Origin of the sequence: Planktotalea frisia, assembly GCF_001890925.1 — a bacterium.
In the GTDB taxonomy this organism is placed as follows: Bacteria; Pseudomonadota; Alphaproteobacteria; order Rhodobacterales; family Rhodobacteraceae; genus Planktotalea; species Planktotalea frisia.
Map to the genome: position 1 here is coordinate 22,201 of NZ_MLCB01000121.1, position 21,647 is coordinate 43,847.

23 protein-coding genes and 1 pseudogene are annotated in these 21,647 nt (G+C 53.3%); 9 read left to right on the plus strand and 15 right to left on the minus strand.

What is annotated here, in order from left to right; all coding sequences use genetic code 11:
• Positions 1–18: 18 nt before the first annotated feature.
• Positions 19–204 (minus strand): DUF3553 domain-containing protein, encoded by a 186-nt coding sequence (locus tag PFRI_RS08490; protein WP_072630277.1) that lies wholly within the window; start codon positions 202–204, stop codon positions 19–21.
• Positions 205–245: 41 nt separating this feature from the next.
• Here PFRI_RS08490 and PFRI_RS08495 point away from each other — a divergent pair, with 41 nt between their 5' ends.
• Positions 246–860: a histidine phosphotransferase family protein gene (locus PFRI_RS08495; RefSeq protein WP_072630278.1), complete on the plus strand. Its 615-nt coding sequence runs from the start codon at positions 246–248 to the stop codon at positions 858–860.
• On the opposite strand, the gene PFRI_RS08500 is transcribed toward PFRI_RS08495, so the two are convergent.
• The 11 genes from PFRI_RS08500 to PFRI_RS08550 all read right to left on the minus strand — a co-directional run bounded on the left by PFRI_RS08500 (position 857) and on the right by PFRI_RS08550 (position 8,546).
• Positions 857–2,122, minus strand: coding sequence for a glutamate-5-semialdehyde dehydrogenase (locus PFRI_RS08500; RefSeq protein ID WP_072630300.1), 1,266 nt, complete (start codon positions 2,120–2,122; stop codon positions 857–859). The two genes, PFRI_RS08495 and PFRI_RS08500, sit on opposite strands and share 4 nt — an antisense overlap.
• 12 nt (positions 2,123–2,134) lie before the next feature.
• A complete protein-coding gene (proB, locus tag PFRI_RS08505) occupies positions 2,135–3,235 on the minus strand; it encodes a glutamate 5-kinase (RefSeq protein ID WP_072630279.1) in 1,101 nt (366 codons plus the stop codon).
• Positions 3,223–4,263: a GTPase ObgE gene (gene obgE / locus PFRI_RS08510; RefSeq protein ID WP_072630280.1), complete on the minus strand. Its 1,041-nt coding sequence runs from the start codon at positions 4,261–4,263 to the stop codon at positions 3,223–3,225. Before obgE ends, proB begins: the two co-directional genes overlap by 13 nt.
• Before the next feature lie 39 nt (positions 4,264–4,302).
• A complete protein-coding gene (locus PFRI_RS08515) occupies positions 4,303–4,833 on the minus strand; it encodes a GNAT family N-acetyltransferase (protein WP_072630281.1) in 531 nt (176 codons plus the stop codon).
• Between the two features lie 17 nt (positions 4,834–4,850).
• The gene (locus PFRI_RS08520; protein WP_072630282.1) at positions 4,851–5,444 is read right to left on the minus strand and encodes a LysE family translocator; all 594 of its coding nucleotides are present in this window, start codon (positions 5,442–5,444) and stop codon (positions 4,851–4,853) included.
• Positions 5,441–5,947 carry a GNAT family N-acetyltransferase gene (locus PFRI_RS08525; protein ID WP_072630283.1) on the minus strand — a complete coding sequence of 169 codons (507 nt, stop codon included), beginning with the start codon at positions 5,945–5,947 and terminating at the stop codon, positions 5,441–5,443. Before PFRI_RS08525 ends, PFRI_RS08520 begins: the two co-directional genes overlap by 4 nt.
• Before the next feature lie 78 nt (positions 5,948–6,025).
• Positions 6,026–6,295, minus strand: a complete 270-nt coding sequence (gene rpmA / locus PFRI_RS08530; RefSeq protein ID WP_072630284.1) for a 50S ribosomal protein L27 — start codon at positions 6,293–6,295, stop codon at positions 6,026–6,028.
• 15 nt (positions 6,296–6,310) lie between these two features.
• Positions 6,311–7,045, minus strand: coding sequence for a 50S ribosomal protein L21 (locus tag PFRI_RS08535; protein WP_072630285.1), 735 nt, complete (start codon positions 7,043–7,045; stop codon positions 6,311–6,313).
• A 183-nt stretch (positions 7,046–7,228) separates the two neighbouring features.
• Complete coding sequence (locus PFRI_RS08540) at positions 7,229–7,537, minus strand: Dabb family protein (protein ID WP_072630286.1); 309 nt, start codon at positions 7,535–7,537, stop codon at positions 7,229–7,231.
• 9 nt (positions 7,538–7,546) lie between these two features.
• Positions 7,547–7,948, minus strand: coding sequence for a cell division protein ZapA (locus tag PFRI_RS08545; protein WP_072630287.1), 402 nt, complete (start codon positions 7,946–7,948; stop codon positions 7,547–7,549).
• Entirely contained in the window at positions 7,941–8,546 is a 606-nt protein-coding gene (locus PFRI_RS08550; protein WP_072630288.1) for a hypothetical protein, read from the minus strand. The genes PFRI_RS08545 and PFRI_RS08550 overlap by 8 nt, the downstream gene beginning before the upstream one ends.
• A gap of 215 nt (positions 8,547–8,761) precedes the next feature.
• On the opposite strand from PFRI_RS08550, the gene tkt reads away from it, so the two are divergent.
• The 5 genes from tkt to gap (PFRI_RS08570) all read left to right on the plus strand — a co-directional run bounded on the left by tkt (position 8,762) and on the right by gap (PFRI_RS08570) (position 14,609).
• Positions 8,762–10,780, plus strand: a complete 2,019-nt coding sequence (gene tkt / locus PFRI_RS08555) for a transketolase (protein WP_072630289.1) — start codon at positions 8,762–8,764, stop codon at positions 10,778–10,780.
• Between the two features lie 47 nt (positions 10,781–10,827).
• Positions 10,828–11,934, plus strand: coding sequence for a THUMP domain-containing class I SAM-dependent RNA methyltransferase (locus PFRI_RS08560; protein WP_072630290.1), 1,107 nt, complete (start codon positions 10,828–10,830; stop codon positions 11,932–11,934).
• Positions 11,935–12,226: 292 nt separating this feature from the next.
• Positions 12,227–13,231: a type I glyceraldehyde-3-phosphate dehydrogenase gene (gene gap / locus PFRI_RS08565; protein ID WP_072630291.1), complete on the plus strand. Its 1,005-nt coding sequence runs from the start codon at positions 12,227–12,229 to the stop codon at positions 13,229–13,231.
• A 138-nt stretch (positions 13,232–13,369) separates the two neighbouring features.
• Positions 13,370–13,513, plus strand: a complete 144-nt coding sequence (locus PFRI_RS21350) for a hypothetical protein (protein ID WP_170124859.1) — start codon at positions 13,370–13,372, stop codon at positions 13,511–13,513.
• Positions 13,514–13,607: 94 nt separating this feature from the next.
• Entirely contained in the window at positions 13,608–14,609 is a 1,002-nt protein-coding gene (gene gap / locus PFRI_RS08570; RefSeq protein WP_072630292.1) for a type I glyceraldehyde-3-phosphate dehydrogenase, read from the plus strand.
• Between the two features lie 4 nt (positions 14,610–14,613).
• Here gap (PFRI_RS08570) and PFRI_RS08575 read toward each other — a convergent pair whose 3' ends face one another.
• A complete protein-coding gene (locus tag PFRI_RS08575; protein WP_072630293.1) occupies positions 14,614–15,408 on the minus strand; it encodes a phytanoyl-CoA dioxygenase family protein in 795 nt (264 codons plus the stop codon).
• Between the two features lie 8 nt (positions 15,409–15,416).
• Complete coding sequence (locus PFRI_RS08580) at positions 15,417–16,409, minus strand: type I glyceraldehyde-3-phosphate dehydrogenase (RefSeq protein WP_072630301.1); 993 nt, start codon at positions 16,407–16,409, stop codon at positions 15,417–15,419.
• 176 nt (positions 16,410–16,585) lie between these two features.
• On the opposite strand from PFRI_RS08580, the gene PFRI_RS08585 reads away from it, so the two are divergent.
• Genes PFRI_RS08585 through PFRI_RS08595 form a run of 3 tightly spaced genes read left to right on the plus strand, consistent with a single transcriptional unit; the run spans position 16,586 to position 20,568 of the window.
• Positions 16,586–17,746: an acyl-CoA dehydrogenase family protein gene (locus PFRI_RS08585; protein ID WP_072630294.1), complete on the plus strand. Its 1,161-nt coding sequence runs from the start codon at positions 16,586–16,588 to the stop codon at positions 17,744–17,746.
• 3 nt (positions 17,747–17,749) lie between these two features.
• The gene (locus tag PFRI_RS08590; protein WP_072630295.1) at positions 17,750–19,786 is read left to right on the plus strand and encodes an acetate--CoA ligase family protein; all 2,037 of its coding nucleotides are present in this window, start codon (positions 17,750–17,752) and stop codon (positions 19,784–19,786) included.
• Complete coding sequence (locus tag PFRI_RS08595; protein ID WP_072630296.1) at positions 19,783–20,568, plus strand: carnitinyl-CoA dehydratase; 786 nt, start codon at positions 19,783–19,785, stop codon at positions 20,566–20,568. Before PFRI_RS08590 ends, PFRI_RS08595 begins: the two co-directional genes overlap by 4 nt.
• Positions 20,569–21,000: 432 nt before the next feature.
• On the opposite strand, the pseudogene PFRI_RS08600 reads toward PFRI_RS08595, so the two are convergent.
• Positions 21,001–21,384, minus strand: a pseudogene (locus PFRI_RS08600) (SDR family NAD(P)-dependent oxidoreductase); the annotation flags it as partial.
• Positions 21,385–21,647: the final 263 nt, after the last annotated feature.

Here is a 21,647-nt window from a genome sequence, read left to right on the forward strand (position 1 = left end):
TTTACCAAAAATTAACCTTCACACTTCATCAAAGACAGGCACAAGCGCGATACGAGAGCCATCAATGACCACCTTGCCCATCTCACGGAAATTAACGGTGATCCTACTTTGGATGACAGATTGTACCTGCCCGAGGCCCCACTCGGCCTCATTTGGGTGGCGTACAATCATCCCCGGCTCAAGAAACGCATTCAAATCTGTCATTGTCTTCCTAACTTCTGGCACTTCATTTGAGGAATTCCCAAATGGGTGAACAAAACCTGCATTTTTCGGCTCTTGTCGGATCCCGTATCTGCCACGATCTAATTAGCCCAATTGGTGCGATTAACAACGGGATGGAACTTTTGTCCATGTCCGGTACCCCACCCAGTCCTGAAATGGCGCTGATTTCTCAAAGTGTGGAAGCCGCAAATGCGCGCATTCGCTTTTTTCGCATCGCTTATGGTGCCCCGAGCGAAACGCAACTTATGGGGCGCTCAGAAGTAACGCAACTCCTGAGAGATATCACGCGGGATTCGCGGCTGGTCCTGAATTGGCTCCCGGGTGAGGATGTGACACGCAGCGAAGTTCAATTGGTGTTCCTCGCCATTCAATGCGCCGAACAGGCTCTGCCCTACGGCGGACGTGTCGATATCGAGCGCCAAGATGATCTTTGGAAACTGACTCTTGAAGCCGAGCGTCTGGCGCTAGACCCTGCGCTGTGGGACGCGTTCGAGCAGCACGCCGCGCAAACGCAAAATTCGAGCGACGCGATTATTCCTGCACATGTTCAGTTTGCCCTTTTGCCAATGCACGCAAGTGCAATGGGACGGCGTGTGCAGTATGTTCAACAAGACGGAAAAGTCATCTTGACGGTTTAAGCCCGCGTTGTTCCATCGCCGACCACTAGGTATTTGAAACTGGTGAGCTGAGCTGCGCCGACCGGCCCGCGTGCGTGCATTTTACCAGTCGCAATCCCGATTTCCGCGCCCATGCCAAACTCACCGCCATCCGCAAACTGCGTTGAGGCATTGCGCATCAAGATCGCGCTATCCAGCTCAGCAAAGAACTTGGCAGCACTCGCGTCATCCTCTGTCATGATGCAATCCGTGTGGTTCGAGCCGTATTGGCGAATATGTGCGATCGCACCATCTACGTCATCGACAACTTTCGCGGCGATAATCATATCCAGAAATTCATGACCGAAATCATCTGCATTGGCTTTGTGCGTTCCAGCGATGCTTGCCAAAGCACCCTCTGCGCGCACTTCAACACCTGCATCTATCAGTGCTTTCACCACACCTTGACCAATCGTATCCACCGCATCTTTGTGGATCAATAGACACTCCGCAGAGCCACAAATCCCGGTGCGCCGCGTCTTGGCATTCAGCACCACATCGAGCGTTTTGACAGGGTCAGCAGAGGCATCGATATAGATGTGCACAATGCCTTCAAGATGGGCGAAAACCGGCACGCGCGCTTCGCGCTGAACAAGACCAACGAGCCCTTTCCCACCACGCGGCACGATCACGTCTATCGTATTCGTCATTGTGAGCATCTCTTGAACAGCCGTGCGATCACGGGTCGGTACGAGTTGAATGCAATCTGCAGGCAAGCCAGCCTTTACGGCACCATCAACCATAGCCGCATGGATCGCGCTGGAGCTGTGAAAGCTCTCTGATCCGCCACGAAGAATCACCGCATTACCGGATTTGAGACACAGCGCACCCGCGTCGGCCGTCACGTTCGGGCGGCTCTCGTAAATCACGCCAATCACACCCAATGGCGTACGCACGCGACGAATGTTGAGCCCAGACGGCATATCCCATTGTGCCAGCTCTTCACCGACGGGATCTGCTTGTTCCGCTACAGCGCGCAGACCATCGACGATGCCTTGAATACGCGCTTCATCCAGCATCAAGCGATCCATCATCGCGTCAGAAAGACCTTTGTCGCGGCCATATTCGAGATCAAGCTTATTCGCTTCGATGATCGCATCGCGCGTTTTCCAAACGGCTTCTGCGGCCCCAATCAGAGCGGCATGTTTACGCTCGGCACTAGCGCTCGCGAGTACGGACGAGGCCGCTTTCGCGCGCTTACCGATGTCGGCAATCAAGGCCTGAATACTATCAAAATCTTTCATGTTGGCCTCCATCTAAAGTGCCATATCGTCTCTGTGAATCAATGCTGCGCGCCCGGCGTAGCCAAGCAATTGTTCGATCTCGCGACTATGATGCCCTTTGATCGCGCGCACTTCGGTGCTGTTATAGCGCGTCAAACCATAGCCCAATGCGTGCCCATCAGGTCCCTCGATTGCAACGCTATCGCCGCGCTCAAAAACCCCTGATACAGCCGTAACTCCTGCGGATAAAAGACTTTTTCCAGAGGTCAGCGCATTCACAGCGCCCGCATCAAGACGCACAGCCCCTTGCGGTTTCATTGCAAAGATCCAAGCCTTACGCGCGGCGTGCGGATCAAGCTGAGCGGTAAACCAAGTGGCATTCGCACCATTTTCCAAAGCTGTGATGGGGCGCAAAACAGAACCTTCTGTAATCGCCATTGCGCAGCCTGCCAGCGTCGCAGTCTTAGCGGCCATAACCTTGGTTTTCATGCCCCCCTTTGACAACGAAGACGTCGCATCCCCAGCCATGTCTTGGATCTCGGATGTGATTTCGTCAACCACATCGATGCGTTTGGCAGCGGGGTCTAGCGAAGGGTTTGCGGTGTAAAGCCCATCTACATCCGAGAGCAAAATGAGCCTGTCCGCACCGACAGTCACAGCCACTTGTGCAGCAAGACGATCATTATCTCCAAAGCGAATTTCATCTGTGGCGACAGTGTCATTCTCGTTCACAATCGGCACAGCACCGAGGCTCAAAAGCTGCTCAAGTGTGGCACGGATGTTCAAATATCGCCGACGATTGGCACTGTCTTCAAGGGTTACAAGCACCTGCGCCGCAGTAATCCCAAAGGGAGCCAAGACCTCTTCGTAAGCGCGTGCGAGTCGGATTTGACCGACCGCCGCGGCGGCTTGGCTTTGCTCTAAAGGCAAAGCAGTGTTTGGTAATTTTAGCGCGCCGCGTCCCAATGCGATGGACCCAGAGGACACCAAAACAACGTCACATCCTCGTGCACGCAACATTTCCACATCCTGCGCCAAGGCTTGCAACCAAGCCGAGCGAAGGGTGCCTTGCTCGACCAATAGCGCCGAGCCGATCTTGATTACAATGCGTTTGGCGTCACTTAGGGTTGCCATGGCGCGTCATCCTCAGCCTCTCCGATGTGCGCACGCAGGCGATTGTCATCAATCTGAGCACGAAGCGCGCGCAAAACTTCGGTGGTGCCTAGTTTGGCGACACCTGACATCTCCATGACCGACCCACCGCTCGCCTCTTCGAGGGCCGCTTTCGCCTGTGCGCGTGCGTCGTCATCAAGTGCGTCGACTTTGTTCAAAACTGTCACGCGGTTCTTGAACGCAAGATCCCCGCCATAAGCTTCTAGCTCGCCTATGATGGTTTTATAGTCCTCTGCCACCGTTTCGGATGTACCATCCACGAGATGCAACAGGACTGCACATCGCTCAACGTGGCCCAAGAAACGCACGCCGAGTCCAACGCCCTCATGCGCGCCTTCAATCAGGCCCGGAATGTCTGCGACAACAAACTCAATGTTATCCACGCCAACGACCCCCAAATTCGGATGCAACGTGGTGAACGGATAATCCGCAATCTTTGGGCGCGCGTTTGAGGTCGCCGCGAGGAACGTGGATTTACCCGCGTTCGGCAGTCCCAAAAGACCAACATCCGCAATCAACTTCAGGCGCAGCCAGATTGTCCGCTCTACCCCTTCTTGACCAGGGTTTGCACGTCGCGGTGCTTGGTTGGTTGAGGATTTAAAGTGCAGGTTGCCAAAACCACCATTACCGCCCTTCGCAATCAACACGCGCTGACCAAGCTCGGTCATATCCGCGATCACAGTTTCCTGATCTTCATCCAGAACTTCGGTTCCAACAGGAACCCGCAAGATAATATCGTCACCATCTTTACCCGTGCGTCCCTGCCCCATACCGGGCTGGCCGCTTTTGGCGAAAAAGTGCTGCTGATAGCGAAAATCGATCAACGTGTTGAGACCATCAACCGTCTCGACCCAAACAGAGCCGCCACCGCCACCATCACCGCCATTAGGGCCACCATATTCGATGAATTTTTCACGGCGAAAGCTGACAGAACCGCCACCGCCGCCGCCGGAGCGAATATAGACTTTGGCCAGATCGAGGAATTTCATGTCAGTGCTTTCTACAGGGTTTCGAGGCGGTTTACGCGCTTAGTTCAGTTTGCGCAAATAGGTCCATGTTGGCACATTGGCGCTGCGTGCAACGCTAAATGTTTCTGCGTCCCCGATGTAGTCAAATCCTGCGCTGATCAGAACCTTTGCAGAGACCGGATTATCCTGAAAAACAGACGCAAAAATGGCTTTATTCCCGAGCGGATTGTTCTCGATCAGATTGTGTACCGCCTGACTGGCTGCTCCGGTGTTCCAAAACGCCGGGGCGACCCAACCTGTGACTTCGGATTGGCTTTCATCGAGCCTGTTAAGCATGATCAGACCGATAAGATCAGGACCGCCTTTGTGGGTCATATCGATCGCCCAAATGTCCTGTTCACGCTTTGGGTCATTGGCGCGCATTAACAGCGCTTCCGTCGCACCGGGGGGCAATGGATGCGCGATATTGTTGGTCATACGCGCAACGCGATCATCGCTGGTATACAACTCAATCAAACCCGCATCAGAGGTGCGAAGCGGACGCAAAACAAAGTGCTCTGTGGTGATCGTCGGTTGCTGTGTCAAAGTCATTTCATTCCTACCTTTGCTCATGCGAACAAAACAAACAGTACAGAGGCGACAGTGAGTGCCGCAAGGGTCCACATCAAATAAGTTTCCACGCGCGTCCCCGCGACGGTCTGCGCGATTTTATGACCTGCGAAGGTCCAGATCGGGTGCAGCACGATTTGGCACGCGAGTAGGCAGGCAGCAATCACAGCGGTCGCATAAAGCGTCGGCGTGCCCGGTTCGACAAAGGCGGTGAAACCGCCGACGATCATCGCCCAAGCTTTGGGATTAAGCGGATGCACGATCAGGCCTGCCGCAAAGCCAGGGGCTTTGGATGTGGTCTGCTCGGTGTTGAGGCGTAGGTTGGCAACCTTCCACGCGAGCCAGATGATGTAGGCCGCGGAAATGTACTTGAGCGCTGTAAAAAGCCACGGCACAGTTGCGATGACTTCCATCAAGCCAAACCCGATAGGCCAGATGATCAACTGCTTGCCAAGCGCGACACCGACGACAAAAGGCAGCGCAGCTTTGAACCCAAAGCGCGCACCCGTAGCCATCAGCGCCATATTCGCGGGACCGGGTGTGCCGACTTGTGAGGCGGCGAAGATTAGAAAAGCTCCTGCGGCGACACTCATTTACCTCGCGCCTCCCAATCAGAATTTTTCAAAATCATCCGTTGTATAGTTACTTTGCCTACAACATTTGATCTACTTGGGACCTGCTCTATTCTTTGAAAATTCATTTTTTCCAATATCTTACAAGATCCTTGGTTGCCCAAATGATACCCGGAAATCATTTTAGAATGACCATCTTCAAAATAATCATCCAAAACAGCTTTGGTCGCCTCAGTCATATATCCATGGCCCCAATATGGTTCGCCTAACCAATACCCAAGCTGTGCACCGTAAGAAATACAACCTATGAACGTTCCGTCTTCGCAGATCGCATAATAAGCATCTTCGTTCTGAGCAGTAACGCGACTTACAAAATCCAGCGCATCGCTTTGAGTGTAAGGCCAAGGGATTGGCGTCAACCACTTAGCAACGTTCTCATTGTTTATGAGCGTGAATATTGACTCGGTATCCGTCAAAGCGAGCGGCCGTAGTACAAGTCTTTCAGTTTGAATGTGAGGGGTCATAAACAAAACCTCCAGAAATAGAAAAAGGGACCGGCGTTACCACCGATCCCTTGAATGTCTTAGCACTTCAGAAACGGCTTACTCCGCGGCCTCCGCTGCCGGGAGAACCGAAATGAATGTGCGGCCTTTGAGGCCCTTGTGGAATTTCACCGCGCCGTCCGTCACAGCAAAGATCGTGTGATCTTTACCAAGACCAACGCCCTCGCCTGGCCAGAACTTTGTTCCGCGCTGGCGTACGATGATGTTACCAGAGATAGCCGCTTGGCCACCGTAGAGTTTTACACCGAGACGGCGACCCGCTGAGTCGCGACCGTTACGGGATGAACCACCTGCTTTTTTATGTGCCATGGGGTCGTGCTCCTCTTATTCTGCTGCGAACTGAGTTGCTTGCGCAATCCAGTCGTCACGTTCGATGCGACCTTTAAAGGACAGACGATCATCCATATAGGAAATCTCTGCCGGGCCCCATGCTGCGATTTGATCGAAGTGGAAGACACCGATCTCGTGCAATGTACCCTCAAGCTTCGGGCCAACGCTAGAAATACGCTTAAGGTCATCTGCAACGCCACCGCGTGCTTCTTTAAGAAGGTTTGCTGGCTCTACGCCTGCAACTTCAGCGGCTGGCGCTGCGGCTGCGGCTTTCGGAGTCGCTGCCTTCTTAGGTGCGGATTCTTTTTTCGGTGCAGCGGCTTTCTTAGGAGCAGCTTTCGCTGCAACTGCGGCAACAGCCACGCCTGCAACAGAACCAGCACCTATTGCTGCTTTAACGCCAGACTTGTCGCCACCGGACGCAAGAATGTCACCAATACGCACCAAAGTCAGCTTTTGGCGGTGACCCTTTGTACGCTGGGAGCCGTGCTTACGACGACGCTTAACGAAATTGATAACTTTTTCGCCTTTGATCTGGTCTACGACCTCGGCCTGAACAGCAGCGCCGTCGACCATAGGTGCGCCTACGACAGTCTTGTCGCCGCCCAGCATCAGAATTTCATTGAATTGTACGGTTTCACCCGCATCTGCAGCTAGCTTTTCCACTCGAAGCATATCGCCTGACTGGACTTTATATTGCTTGCCGCCGGTTTTCATTACCGCGAACATGTCGTCTTCCTTGTTTTCCGCGTCTTTAGGGTCCCGCGAAGCGGCGTTTGCGAGGTTACCCTCACCCGTAAACAGCGCGCACGTCCGTGCGTCATTACTATATCACCCAAACGGGAATCCCCCGTGCAGGCTCGCGGTGTATGCGGGGTTGCGCAGGTTCTGTCAAGCAGATGCTTGGCGCGCTTAGACCTCTAGGTCGAACACGATGATGCCATCTGCGCCACCGTCGCAAAACGTGCACAGCTGAGCACCAAGTTCTTTGTGCGTAGGGTGCTCTGCGTAACGTTTTAGGGCATCCGCATTTTCGAAACGGATAATGAAACCATCCGAATAGATCTTGGATTTTTGTTCGAAATCTCTGTTTGGTCCGCTCTCAAAGGACAAAGCGCCTTCGAGCCTCTCGCACAGGGCTTCCAACTGCTGAAAGAGCGCAGTCACTTCATTGCGCTCTATCTCGCTCAGGACGCTACAATAGACAGCATGCAAGATCATAAGGCGGTGTCAGCTTGCAGGCTGGCACTTTTCTTCGATCGCGGCCGCGAGAGATTCTGCGCGCGCGGCGACTTCTGCCAAGGTATCCGTCACTTGCGGGGGCACGACAGGCACCTCGATCCGCTCCGGAGCCGGCGCAGGTTTGTTCTGCAAGGCCGTCAATTCGTTTTGAGTTGCACCCAGCTGTTTTTCGACGCTGCGCACCTTGTCTTCCATCGCAGCGGTTTTATCCGCAAGCATCAAGCCTGCCATCAACAACATGCGTGCTTCCGGTATACGACCGATTTGGCTGGCCAAGGTCTGTGCTTCTATGTCGAGCATTTTCGCGGCGGAGTGCAGATAGCTTTCCTCGCCCTCTTGGCAGGAGACCTCGAAATTGCGCCCACCGATGGAAATAGTGACCTCAGGCATGAGTGCCCTCCTCTTCACCAGCTTTTGCTGCGTCTTGTGCAGCACGTTTCACCAATGGATCAAGTGCTGCCAGAACGGCATCTGCTTGCGCCATTTCTACAGCACGCGTTGCGCGCAGGGTTTCAAGTTCTGCAAGCATTGCCTTGTTAATCAAATGCGGCTCGCTCAGCCCTTCTTCCATCGCGGATCGAAGGCTCAGGTTAGATGCGCGTAAATCTTCAGCGGCGCGGCGCAGGCGTTGCAGGTCTGTATCAAGCTTGGCAGTCGTCTTTTGCTGCTCAAGCGCCTGGATATCCATCGCAGAGGCATGACGGTCCGCGGTATCGCGCACGCTTTTCATGCGTTCCTCAAGCTGGGCATTCGCAAGTTTCTCATCGCTCAAAGCTTGCTCAAGCGCATCCATATCCGCACTAGCGGCTTTCAGATCGCTCAGCTCTTTTTCGAGCTCTTCGACACGCGCGGCGGCAATATCCAAAGAGTTTTGTAATTCAGCAGGATCAGGACCAAGAGGCGCAGGTGCCTCCAGCCCATCTAAACCAGCCCCAATTCGATCCAGCGCCGCCGTAATCCGGCGCTCGAGCTCGGTGATATCGCTCATCGTGCTCTCCCTCGTCTGCTTCTTTTTAACCAACACGCAATTGGACTCGCATCAAGCGAATCGCTCGTTTGCGCGGCTTTTTCCAACTTTAGCCAATGCTTTCGCAAAATACTCCCCCCTTTCATGCCAATCACTTAAGAGCCGCGCTTGATCTTTGCCACTAGCTTGGTATGCAGCGCGCAAACATACTCCGCCTCTCACAAAGGACGACCCTTTTGGATATTGCAGCTCTTCGCTCCGCCAACCCTGATCACTGGAACAAGGCAGCCGCCATTCGTGCGCTGACTTTGGACGCAATCCACGCCGCCAATTCTGGCCACTCGGGTATGCCGATGGGCATGGCCGATGTTGCGACCGTGCTCTTTGAGAAGCACATGAAGTTTGACGCAAGTGCGCCGCTTTGGGCTGATCGCGATCGCTTTATTCTCTCGGCGGGTCACGGCTCCATGCTGCTTTACTCCCTGCTCTATCTTGTGGGCGATGCTCAGATCACTTTGGACCAAGTAAAGAACTTCCGCCAAAAAGGTGCGCTCACAGCGGGCCATCCTGAGAATTTCCTCGCAGATGCGATTGAAACAACGACCGGTCCCTTGGGCCAAGGCATCGCCAATTCCGTTGGTTTCGCGATGGCAGAAGAAATCCAGCGCGCGCGCTACGGCAAGAAAATCGTCGATCACAACACATATGTGATCGCGGGCGACGGCTGCTTGATGGAAGGTGTGTCCCAAGAAGCGATTGGTCTTGCAGGCCGTCACGAGCTTGGCAAATTGATTGTGCTTTGGGACAACAACAACATCACGATCGACGGGACGGTTGAGTTGTCTGATCGCACAGATCAAGTCATGCGCTTCAAAGCCTCTGGCTGGCATGTGCAGGAAATTGACGGGCATAACCCTGATGAGATCGACGCTGCTTTGACAGCGGCGAAAAAATCCAACAAGCCGTCCATGATCGCGTGCAAAACTCACATTGCACTGGGCCACGCGGCGCAAGATACCTCAAAGGGTCACGGCGCTTTGACGGATGATGCGCAGATGGCTGAGGCCAAAGCGCTCTACGGCTGGACATCCGGTCCGTTCGAAGTTCCCGCAGACATCAAATCCGCGTGGGAAGCGATTGGATCACGCGGCGCATCCGAGCATGCCGCTTGGAAAGAGCGTTTCGCGGCGATCTCTGGCAACAAACAGGCCGAGTTTGACCGCGCCTATGCGCTCGAAGCACCTAAAAAGTTGGCCGCAACGATCAAAGCGTTCAAAAAACAAGTTACTGAGAGCGCACCAAAAGTGGCAACGCGCAAATCCTCTGAGATGACGTTGCAAGTTGTGAACCCGATCATGCAGGAAACTGTTGGTGGTTCCGCGGATCTCACAGGGTCTAACAATACCAAGACCGGTGATATGGGCGTGTTCGACACGGACAATCGCGAAGGGCGCTACATTTACTGGGGCATCCGTGAGCACGGCATGGCCTCTGCGATGAACGGCATGGTCCTGCACGGCGGCATCCGCCCATACGGTGGCACATTCATGTGCTTCACCGATTATGCGCGTCCTGCGATGCGTCTTGCAGCTTTGTCCAAAATCCCGACTGTTTTCGTGATGACGCACGACAGCATCGGTCTTGGCGAAGATGGCCCGACGCACCAACCCGTCGAGCATCTCGCGATCTCGCGCGCAACGCCGAACACTTATGTGTTCCGCCCTGCGGACACCGTTGAAACGGCCGAGAGTTGGGAAGTCGCCCTGACCAGTAAAACCACACCTTCTGTCTTGGCTTTGTCGCGTCAGAACCTGCCGACAGTGCGCCTTGAGCATAAGACCAAGAACCTCTCTGCCATGGGCGGATATGTATTGGCTGATGCGGATGGCAAGCGCCAAGCGATCCTGATGGCATCTGGTTCCGAAGTCGAAATCGCCCTCGCAGCGCGTGACTTGTTGCAGGCCGAGGGCATCGGCACGCGCGTCGTGTCTATGCCGTGTATGGAGTTGTTCGCCGAGCAAGACGCAAGCTACCGCAAGCGCGTACTTCCGGGCGGTCCTGTGCGTGTCGCTGTCGAAGCAGGTGTGCGTATGGGCTGGGATCAGTGGCTTTTGGGTGAACGCGGTCGTGAAGCGAAAGCAGACTTCGTTGGCATGGATAGCTTTGGTGCTTCTGCCCCTGCGGGCGAGCTATATGAGCACTTCGGCATCACTGCGCAAGCAACCGCTGCCAAAGTCAAAGCTTTGCTGGGATAAAGAGATCGGTGGGTGCGTGATCTTGCGCACCCAACCGCTCCACAGATATGAAACCCTTTGAAATCTTTTGCGCCTGCCCTCCGGGTCTTGAGCTGTATCTACAAGCCGAAGCGCTTGAAGCAGGCTTTAAAGGCGCAGAAATCACGGCTGGTGGCATCACGTTCTTTGGCCTTTGGCCAAATGTCATGCGCGCCAACCTCACTTTGCGCGGTGCATCGCGCGTGCTTGCGCGTTTTGCCATTTTCCGCAGCTTCAACCTCAGCCAGCTTGAAAAACAAACCCGCACGCTCGACTGGGCTGCCCTGTTACACGCGGGCACTTTCGTGCGTGTCGATGTGACAACTCGCAAATCGAAAATCTATCATGCCGGTGCCGCCAAAGAGCGCATCGAGAAAGCAATCCGCGAACGTTTGGGCCAAGCGGAACCGAATGAAGATCCCATCAAAATCATGGTCCGGATCGAAGACAACATGTGCACGTTTTCTGTTGATAGCTCAGGTGCGCCACTGCACCAGCGCGGCCACAAAGAGGCGGTAGGCAAAGCCCCTATGCGTGAAACCCTCGCGGCTCTCTTTTTGCGCGCGAGCGGCTATCAAGGCTCCGAGCCAGTCCTCGACCCAATGTGCGGTTCTGGAACATTCCCACTCGAGGCCGCAGAAATTGCGGCTGGACTGCATCCTGGTCGCTCGCGCAACTTCGCGTTCGAGCGTCTTGCGACATTTATGCCTGAACGTTGGACAGACTTGCGCTCATCTGTGCCAAAACCGATCGAAACGCCACATTTTTACGGCTCAGATCGCAACGCAGGTGCGATCACCAACGCCACCTCAAACGCCAATCGCGCTGGCATCGAACACCTATGCACCTTCACTCACGCCTCCATCAGCGATCTCATGCGCCCCGATGGCCCGCCTGGCCTCGTTATACTAAACCCACCCTACGGCGCACGCATTGGTGAAAAGAAGCAGCTCTTTGCGCTCTATGGCGCGCTTGGCACCACTCTCAAAACACGTTTCAGAGGATGGCGCGTGGCAATAATCACCACCGATACGTCGCTCGCACGCACCTGTGGCCTGCCCTTCAGCGACACCAGCGCCCCTATTCCCCATGGCGGGTTGAAGGTGCGGCTTCACCAGACCAAGGCGTTACACTAAACCAACTCGATCGCCTTCATCTTTCCGATAAACTTTGGGGGTCTGGGGGCTAGCCCCCAGTTGGTCCGATCATGAAATGATTGGAAAATCACTCATCACCAAACGAATCGCAGTTCAACCGCGCGCGCGTGTTACCGCAACCACGACCAAGCGATGCTAAACAGTTAGCGCCACCATGCGCCAACCCGCCAAGTTTATCGCTAACACACTGCCAATATTCGATTATTCCTTTGGCCACTCTCCCATCCGCTCGCTATACAACCCTCAACAGACGCGCAGTTAGGAGACTTCCATGACCGTAACACTTGGCATCAACGGCTTTGGCCGTATTGGACGCTCCACACTCGCGCATATCGCAGAAGCAGCGCGCAATGACGTCCAAGTGGTCAAGGTCAACGCGACAGGTCCGATTGAGACCAGCGCGCACTTGCTGCGCTATGATAGTGTGCACGGGCGTTTTCCGGGTGATGTCAAAGTCAGCGGCAACACAATGGATCTAGGCCGCGGTCCGATGGAAATGTTCTCGACCTACGATCCCGCTGAACTCGATTGGTCCGGCTGTGATGTGGTGCTCGAATGTACTGGCCAATTCAACGATGGCGACAAAGCAAAAGTCCATCTTGAGCGTGGCGCGAAAGCAGTGCTCATCTCCGCCCCTGCGAAAAACGTTGAGCGCACAATCGTCTTCGGCGTGAACCACCGCGATATGCGCGAGGGCGATACGATGATTTCCAATGGCTCTTGCACCACCAATTGCCTCGCCCCGCTTGCTAAAGTCTTGGATGAGGGTATCGGAATTGAGCGTGGCATCATGACCACGATCCACTCCTACACAGGTGATCAACCGATGCTCGATCGCCGCCACGCGGACCTTTACCGTGCACGCGCGGCTGCTATGGCGATGATTCCGACCTCGACGGGCGCTGCGAAAGCACTTGGCGAAGTGCTGCCGAACCTCAAAGGCAAGCTCGATGGCACGTCCATGCGCGTGCCGACACCAAACGTCTCTGCGGTGGATCTTACATTTGAAGCTAAGCGTGAGGTAACGGTCGAAGAAGTTAACGCCCTCGTCAAAGATGCCGCAGCAGGGCACATGGGGGCTGTGCTGTCGTATGATCCAGAACCCAAGGTTTCTATCGATTTCAACCACACGACAGAGAGCTGCATTTTTGCGCCGGACCAAACCAAAGTCGTTGGTGGTCGCACTGTTCGCGTGCTTGCATGGTACGACAATGAGTGGGGCTTCTCTGCTCGTATGGCAGATGTGGCCGCTACATTGGGCCGTTTGAACCAGTAGAGTTTGGAGGCTTAAAAGGTCTAGCAAAGAGCCTCACGATTTTCGTGCGCTTGCGAAACAGCAAGGCTAAGGTTTTGTGCCTTGGCATTTCGACCACGGTGTCGCATCTTGCGGTTAGGCAAATCAGCAAAGCATCTCATGACAAATACACTCGCGATCATCTTGGGCCTTCTCGTCACAATCGCGATTGTTGCAGACGTTGTTATGACAGATTCAACAAACATCATCTTTTTGGCCAAGAAATTCACCGATATGACTGAATGGCTCGCATTCTGGCGCTAAGCGGGTCACATCTGCTCGGGCGCTCTTGACTTTACCCTCTGCTTGCTTTTGTTAGCGCTAACGAAACCGCTAAGCGAATGATGAGGATGTGGACATGGCTGTAAAAGTAGCAATCAACGGATTTGGACGTATCGGCCGCAACATTTTGCGCGCGATCATCGAAAGCGGTCGCACAGATATCGAAGTTGTTGCAATCAACGACTTAGGCCCTGTGGAAACAAACGCTCACTTGCTGCAATACGACAGTGTCCATGGCCGTTTCCCTGCCACTGTGACGCACAACGACACCTCTATTGACGTTGGTCGCGGACCCATTGCTGTCACCGCACTTCGCAACCCTGCAGAGCTTCCATGGGCAGATGTGGATATCGTCATGGAATGCACAGGCGTCTTCACAGACAAAGAAAAAGCAAAAGTGCATTTAGAAAACGGTGCGAGCCGCGTTCTTGTGTCTGCTCCGTCTAAAGGGGCTGACAAAACCATCGTTTACGGCGTCAACAGTGACACCCTTACAGCCGATGATCTGATCGTATCCAACGCGTCTTGCACAACGAACTGCTTGGCCCCTGTCGCTTATGTTCTCAACAACGCATTCGGTATCAAGCGCGGCTTTATGACGACTGTGCACAGCTACACAGGCGATCAACCGACGCTCGACACGATGCACAAGGACCTCTACCGCGCACGTGCTGCCGCGATGAGCATGATCCCAACCTCTACAGGTGCGGCCAAAGCCGTCGGACTTGTTCTGCCAGAGCTTGAGGGCAAACTCGACGGCGTGGCCATCCGCGTCCCTACGCCGAATGTCTCCGCTGTTGATCTCACATTTGAAACCAATCGCGACGTAACGGTTGAGGAAATCAATGCAGCCATAAGAGCCGCAGCTGACGGTCCTCTCGCGGGGGTTCTGGAATGCAATGATCGCAAGCTTGTCTCAATGGACTTCAACCACGATCCACATAGCTCAATCTTTGCAACGGATCAGACCAAAGTCATGGATGGCAACATGTGTCGCATCCTTGCGTGGTATGACAACGAGTGGGGTTTCTCCAACCGTATGGCAGACACGGCCGTTGCGATGGGTAAATTCCTCTAAGCCTTTAGCGGCGGTAGAGGATCGGAAACCAATCCTCGCGTAGCTTTTGGCCAGCAACCATATCATGACCCGGAAACGGCGGCGACGTCGGCCCGGGTCGTTCTACATAACGCGTATCATCCCCGAGCAATCGCAGTGAGAACGCGCGCCTGCGCTGGCTGGTCTCATTGCCGCGCGCGCCATGTAAAATTGAATAGTTGAACGCCACAGCATCGCCCGGCTCCATCTCGTATTCTCGTACAGTCATCCCTTCCGCGTCGGGATCAGGGACCGGCATGTAGGCGTCCTCATCAGGATAGAAACTGGTTTCAGATAACCAACGCGTTGGAAGGACTGGCTTTTCCCAAAGATGCGATCCGGCGACACATCGCAAAGACGCATCCGTCACGGCATCAAGCGGCGACCAAAAGCTGACGGTTTGCTGACCTTGAACGAAATAATACGGCCCGTCCGTGTGCCATGGCGTTGGCTTTGATGTCCCCGGTTCTTTCACCAATACATGGTCGTGAAACAGCTGCACGCTCTGTGAGCGCATCAAATCTGCCGCGACTTCAGCCGCAGCACTTTGGCGCGCAACCTCTTCAAACTCGTCAATGCGCGACCAATTGCAATAATCATCGAAAAAGCGACCACCCTCGCCCGCTTTCAAGTTTTCCGCCGCGTATGGCCCGGGTTCATCCATGTTTCGCTGAACACCTTTGCGCAGCGTTTCAACATGCTCCGCAAACAACCCTTTGATCAGCACAACACCGTCGCGCTGATAGCTCTCTATCAAGTCTTCTGTCACCAACGGATGCATATCATGTCCTATCTTTGAGCCATGCGCTGTGCCAATTCGAGCATCCGCATGGAAAAACCCCATTCATTGTCGTACCAACCAAAGACCCGTAACAAACCACCAACAGACACAGAGATTTCCGGCCCGACAATAACCAATGACTCTGGTCGCATGCGCAAGTCCGAAGAAACCAACGGTTGTTCAGTCCAACCCAATACGCTGCCTTTTGCTTGTGAATTTAGATGATCACGCACTATCCGCGCCGTTACGCTCGCGCGTGTTTGCACTGTTAAATCAATCGCTGAAACACTGGCCGTTGGCACCCTGATCGCGCGTGCTTCAATCCGTCCTGCAAGATGTGGCAGAACCTCATCGGTAAGGCGCTGCGCACTTGTTGTCGTAGGCACCATCGACAAGGCCGCCGCGCGGCTACGCGCAAAATCAGCACCCGGTTTGTCTACAGTCGGCTGGCTGCCCGTATAGCAATGAACCGTCGTCATGTGACCGCTTTCGATGCCATAAGCTTCGTCCAAAACCCGCAAAAGCGGCGCAAGCGCATTGGTTGTACAGGACGCGTTTGAAACTATGCGCGCCGCCCCGAGGTCTTGATCGTTAGCGCCAATGACAATCGTTTTATCTGCGGTCTGAGATGGCCCAGATATCAAAACGGAAGTCGCCCCAGCCTCTATTCCGCGCGTCGCAATAGCTCGGTTTCCCGCAAGCCCCGTACATTCGAGCACAACGTCTATGTCGGATAGATCCAATTTGCTCAAATCATCCGTATGCTGAAACGCAATCCTATCGCCATCCAGCTCTAAAGCGCCGTTAAAATGTTCAACGACACCATTGTATCGCCCAAAAACACTATCGTATTCAAAGAGATAGGCACACACATCAAGCGGCTGAATATCGTTTACGAGAACCAGCTCAAACGGCAGGTTCTCACTGCGCAGGATCCTCAAAATTGATCGCCCGATGCGGCCAAATCCATTCAAAGCGATGCGTGTGTTCTTCTGTGTCATAGGCTGAGTGTTGCCGCAAAGGGTGATGGTTTCCAAGCAAACAATTGTACCAATTCAAGACCTTGTTTTGCACCCCTTGTAAAGTCCGTCGCAAACAGACATGCGATGTCGCACGCGAACAGGAAACCCAGCTGTGTCTAGGGCGACTTTAGAGAGGTAACAAACGGAATATATGCATGCAATTTGGACTGAGCGAAGAGCAAAATATGATCGTCGATACGGTCCGTAGTTTTGTTGAAAACGAAATTTATCCATATGAAAGTGAAGTTGAGCAAAGCGGTCAGGTGCCACACGAGCTTGGTGAAGCGCTCAAGCAAAAAGTGATAGATCTCGGCTTTTATGCCTGCAACTTTCCCGAAGAGGTTGGTGGCGCGGGTCTTTCCCATCTCGATTTTACACTGGTCGAACGCGAACTCGGCCGTGGCTCCATGGCGCTCACGCATTTTTTCGGTCGGCCACAAAACATCTTGATGGCTTGCGAAGGCGATCAGCGCGAACGCTATCTGTTACCCGCAGTACGCGGCGAAAAAATGGACGCCTTGGCAATGACCGAACCTGAAGCTGGTTCTGATGTGCGCGGGATGAAATGCAGCGCGATGCGGTCCGGTGGTGATTGGATCATCAATGGCTCAAAACACTTTATTTCCGGTGGCGAACACGCTGATTTCTTTATCGTTTTCGTAGCAACAGGCGAAGATCAAACCCCTAAAGGGCCCAAAAAACGCATTACCGCATTCTTGGTTGATCGAGGAACCCCCGGCTTTGAAGCACGCGAAGGCTACAAATCAGTTTCCCATCGTGGCTACAAAAATTATGTACTCGATTTTACGGATTGCCGCCTCCCCGATGCGCAAGTCTTGGGCGAGGTCGATGGCGGTTTTGCGGTGATGAACGAATGGCTTTATGCCACTCGTCTGACTGTGGCGGCATTTAGCGTCGGACGTGCACGCCGCTGTTTTGACTATGCTTTGAACTACGCCGCAGAGCGAAAACAGTTCGGCCAGCAAATCAGCAAATTCCAAGGTGTCAGTTTTCAAATTGCCGATATGATTACCGAAATTGATGCCGCGGATTGGCTTACCCTTTCGGGTGCATGGCGTCTGGATCAAGGTTTGCCAGCGAACCGAGAAATCGCGAGCGCCAAGCTTTACGCGACAGAAATGCTCGCACGCGTCACCGATACGACATTGCAGATCCATGGCGGTATGGGCTTGATGGACGACTATCCAATCGAGCGTTTCTGGCGCGATGCCCGTGTCGAGCGGATTTGGGATGGAACCAGCGAAATCCAACGCCACATCATAAGCCGCGACTTGTTCCGCCCTCTTGGCGCATAATCCATGTCACGTAAGTCACTAGAACGTTTGCTGAAACCAAAATCCATCGCAATTGTCGGCGGTGGAGCTTGGTGTAGAAATGTTATCAAAACCTGCAAATCTATTGGCTTTGATGGCGATATTTGGCCGGTGCATCCGACAAAGACGTCAATCGAAGGGTTGCGGGCCTATCCAACAATTGAGGATCTTCCTAGCGCACCTGATTCCAGCTTTCTCGGTGTCAATCGCAACGCGACTGTAAAGTGTCTGACCTCTCTTTCTAAAAGCGACGCAGGCGGCGCTGTTTGTTTTGCCTCCGGATTTGCAGAAGCGTCGGCCGAGATTAAAGATGGGGCGGATCTTCAAGCAAGGTTGCTACAAGCTGCGGGTGATATGCCGTTTCTAGGACCAAACTGTTACGGTTTTCTTAATTACCTAGATGGTTGTGCACTTTGGCCAGATCAACATGGTGGGCAACGCGTTGAAAGTGGTGTCGCGATCATCACTCAAAGCTCGAATATCGCGATCAATTTAACCATGCAAAATCGCGCGGTTCCTCTTGCGTACGTGGTTACAGCGGGTAATCAAGCGCAAACAGATCTCCCTGAAATTGGAATGGATTTACTACGTGATCCTCGCGTCACTTGCCTTGGCCTTCACATTGAGGGGATTAATGATATCAGAGCATTGGAGCATTTAGCTCACCTATCACATGAACTAAAAAAGCCTATTTGTGTTCTTAAGGTTGGTAAATCAGATCAAGCACAACTTGCGTCTGTTTCGCATACCGCCTCTCTCGCGGGAAGTCATACCGGTGCAAGCACGCTTATTAACCGTTTAGGGTTCGCGCAGGTCGATGATTTGAGTACCTTCCTAGAACTCTTGAAAATTTGGCACATTGCGGGTCCGTTAGCGTCGAACAGGATCGCCTCAGCGTCGTGTTCAGGCGGCGAAGCGAGTTTGATGGCGGACCTTGCTGCCGAATCCGATTTAGCGTTTCCACCCCTAAAAGTTGCTCAAGAAACAAAGCTACGCAAAACTCTAGGTCCCAAAGTAGCACTTGCTAACCCTCTAGATTACCACACTTATATCTGGCCTGACAAAGAACTGATGCAACAAACCTTTGACGCGTTGTTCGATGCAGACATCGCTCTGGGGCTCGTCGTTTTGGACATCCCGCGCGCAGATCGATGCGATACTTCAGACTGGGATTTCGCACTAGACGCGATTATTGCCTGCAAGCGCGGTACAAATATTCCGATTGGTGTCGTTGGATCGCTCCCTGACACGATGCCCGAAGGCGTCTCACAAAGGTTAATCCGCGAAAGAGTGATCCCGCTCAATGGGATGGACACCGCCCTGCGCGCCGTAGCATTGGCAGGCATCAAACGGCTGCATGCAAAGCCCGTTTTGCTACCTCAACAGCCTGAGAACGTTTCGACTTTGAGTGAAGCTGACGCCAAAAAGGCACTTGGGAAATTCGGTTTGGAAATCCCTAATTCGCTGATCTGCAAGACGTCAGCAGATTTTGAAGCAGCAAAAACCTCGCTGTGCCCCCCTTGGGTGCTTAAGGGGCTCGGCCTAGCACACAAGTCTGAAAGCGGTGCGGTGCATGTGGGCTTAACCAACATCGAGACCGTCAAAAGCGCTCGTGCGAAAATGAACTGCGAAGAATATCTTCTTGAAGAGATGATACAAAACTCGATCGTTGAGATGCTCGTCGCCGTAACGGTCGATCTGGCGCACGGATACGTGTTAACACTTGGTGCCGGTGGAACGCTGACTGAATTGCTAAAAGACACCACTTCGCTTGTTTTACCTGTCACAGAAAATGATGTCACCCAAGCGTTGAGCAGTTTGCGTTGCGCGCCCATTCTCGACGGGTATCGCGGCGCTCAACCAATTGATCGTAAAGCACTTTGGGCTGCGATTGACGCGATCCAAAAATATGTCATTGCACATCAAGGTCAGGTGCAAGAAGTTGAGGTTAACCCGTTGATCTGCACCCCAACCAGCGCGGTCGCAGTAGATGCCCTCATCGTCCAAGGAGACGCGCCATGAACGACAATCCAATCAAGACCCACCGGGTTGGGCATGTCCTTGAAGTTACGCTTGATCGCCCAAAAGCCAATGCCATTGATCTCGCGACGAGCCGTATAATGGGTCAAGTTTTTAAAGACTTCCGTGACGATCCTGATCTTCGCGTTGCGATTATCACGGGCGAAGGTGACAAGTTTTTTTGCCCTGGTTGGGACCTCAAAGCAGCAGCTGATGGGGACGCAGTCGATGGCGATTATGGTGTCGGCGGTTTTGGAGGTTTGCAAGAACTTCCCCACCTAAACAAACCGGTGATTGCCGCGGTAAATGGGATTTGCTGCGGCGGCGGTCTCGAACTCGCACTGAGTGCAGACATCATTTTGGCTGCCGAACACGTGAGTTTTGCTTTACCAGAAATTCGCTCAGGTACTGTTGCCGACGCTGCAAGCGTTAAGCTCCCAAAGCGTATTCCTTACCATATTGCGATGGAAATGTTGCTCACAGGCCGATGGTTAGATGCAAATGAGGCCGCGCGCTGGGGTATGATTAACCATATCTATCCCGCGGTTGATCTTATGACCGAGACCCGCAAACTCGCCCAGATGCTCGCGGAAGGGCCGCCCCTCGTCTATGCTGCGATCAAGGAGGTCGTGCGCGAGGCTGAGGACATGAAATTCCAAGACGCGCTTAACAAAATCACAAAAAGCCAGTTCAAAACTGTGGAAACACTTTACACTTCTGAAGATCAATTAGAGGGTGCCAAAGCCTTTGCCGAGAAACGTGATCCAGTTTGGAAAGGACGCTGAATCTGGCAATTCCCCAGTGAAAGCAGTTGCTTTTTCAAGTGCTTCAAGGCGCTCGGTCCGTCAGGGCACTTTTAAGCTATTAGTTGTGAACTGGCCAAGTCGGTTTGAGGATTACTGAGCTACCCCCGAAATTCGGACACTGACGTAAGCTACGATTTGTAGTCTGCTGATCTTCAACAAGAAGGAGATCAGGAATACTTTCTGCGCCAGCAACACGTTGTTTTTCCACAGAATCGGCGGATTGCGGACCTTCGCTGCAGTCGCACATTCTCAGTGGCTTTTTCACCAAAGCAGCCATTCATTGATCGGGCTAAAAGCCAAAATGTTGTGATCGATCTATTGATTTTGGAGATGCTGATGCAAGATACTTGTCTAAAGCCAAGAGGCTTGGTGAAGACCCAAAAAAAAGACAATGATTGCGTCCTTGCTAAGCTACTTAGCAGTATGTCCGCCGTCCACATTCAACGTTTGACCGGTGACATAAGTCGATGCGTTTGAGCACAAAAATAAAATCGGACCGTCAAGTTCTGTAGCTTTTCCAGTTCGCCCAATACAAGTTCCCACTTCAACGTCATCGATTTGCTCTGAAAAGCAGTTGGGTACAATAGCATTCACTGTCACCCCAAAGTGCGACCAAGCGTCAGCCATTGAGCGCACCGGCTGTGTGACGCCAGCAATAGCTGCGCCGTAGCTTACGGCATTGGGTGCACTATGAAGGCCATCGGTGCTCGTAATATGAACGATGCGACCCCACTTTTGTGCCTTCATGCTCCCCACAAGTGCTTCATTGATGAAAAACGGATCCGACAAGTTCGCCTTAACCGTTTGGTTTCATGTCCGCTCGGTGACATTATCTGCGGTTTCCTCAAAGGAATTGTCGGTGGAGTGGACCACAATATCGGGTGACCCAAAAGGTTTGGTAACTTCGGTGATGAAAGTCTCTAGTGTGTCCTTGTTAGGTGATGCCGCTTGAAAAACCTTGAGTTCATCTGATTGGAGTCTCGCCAATTCATCTACCTATCCCGAGCTATGACTGAATCTGGTGTTTGGGCGGTTTGAAGGTTGGCGGCGTATCTGGT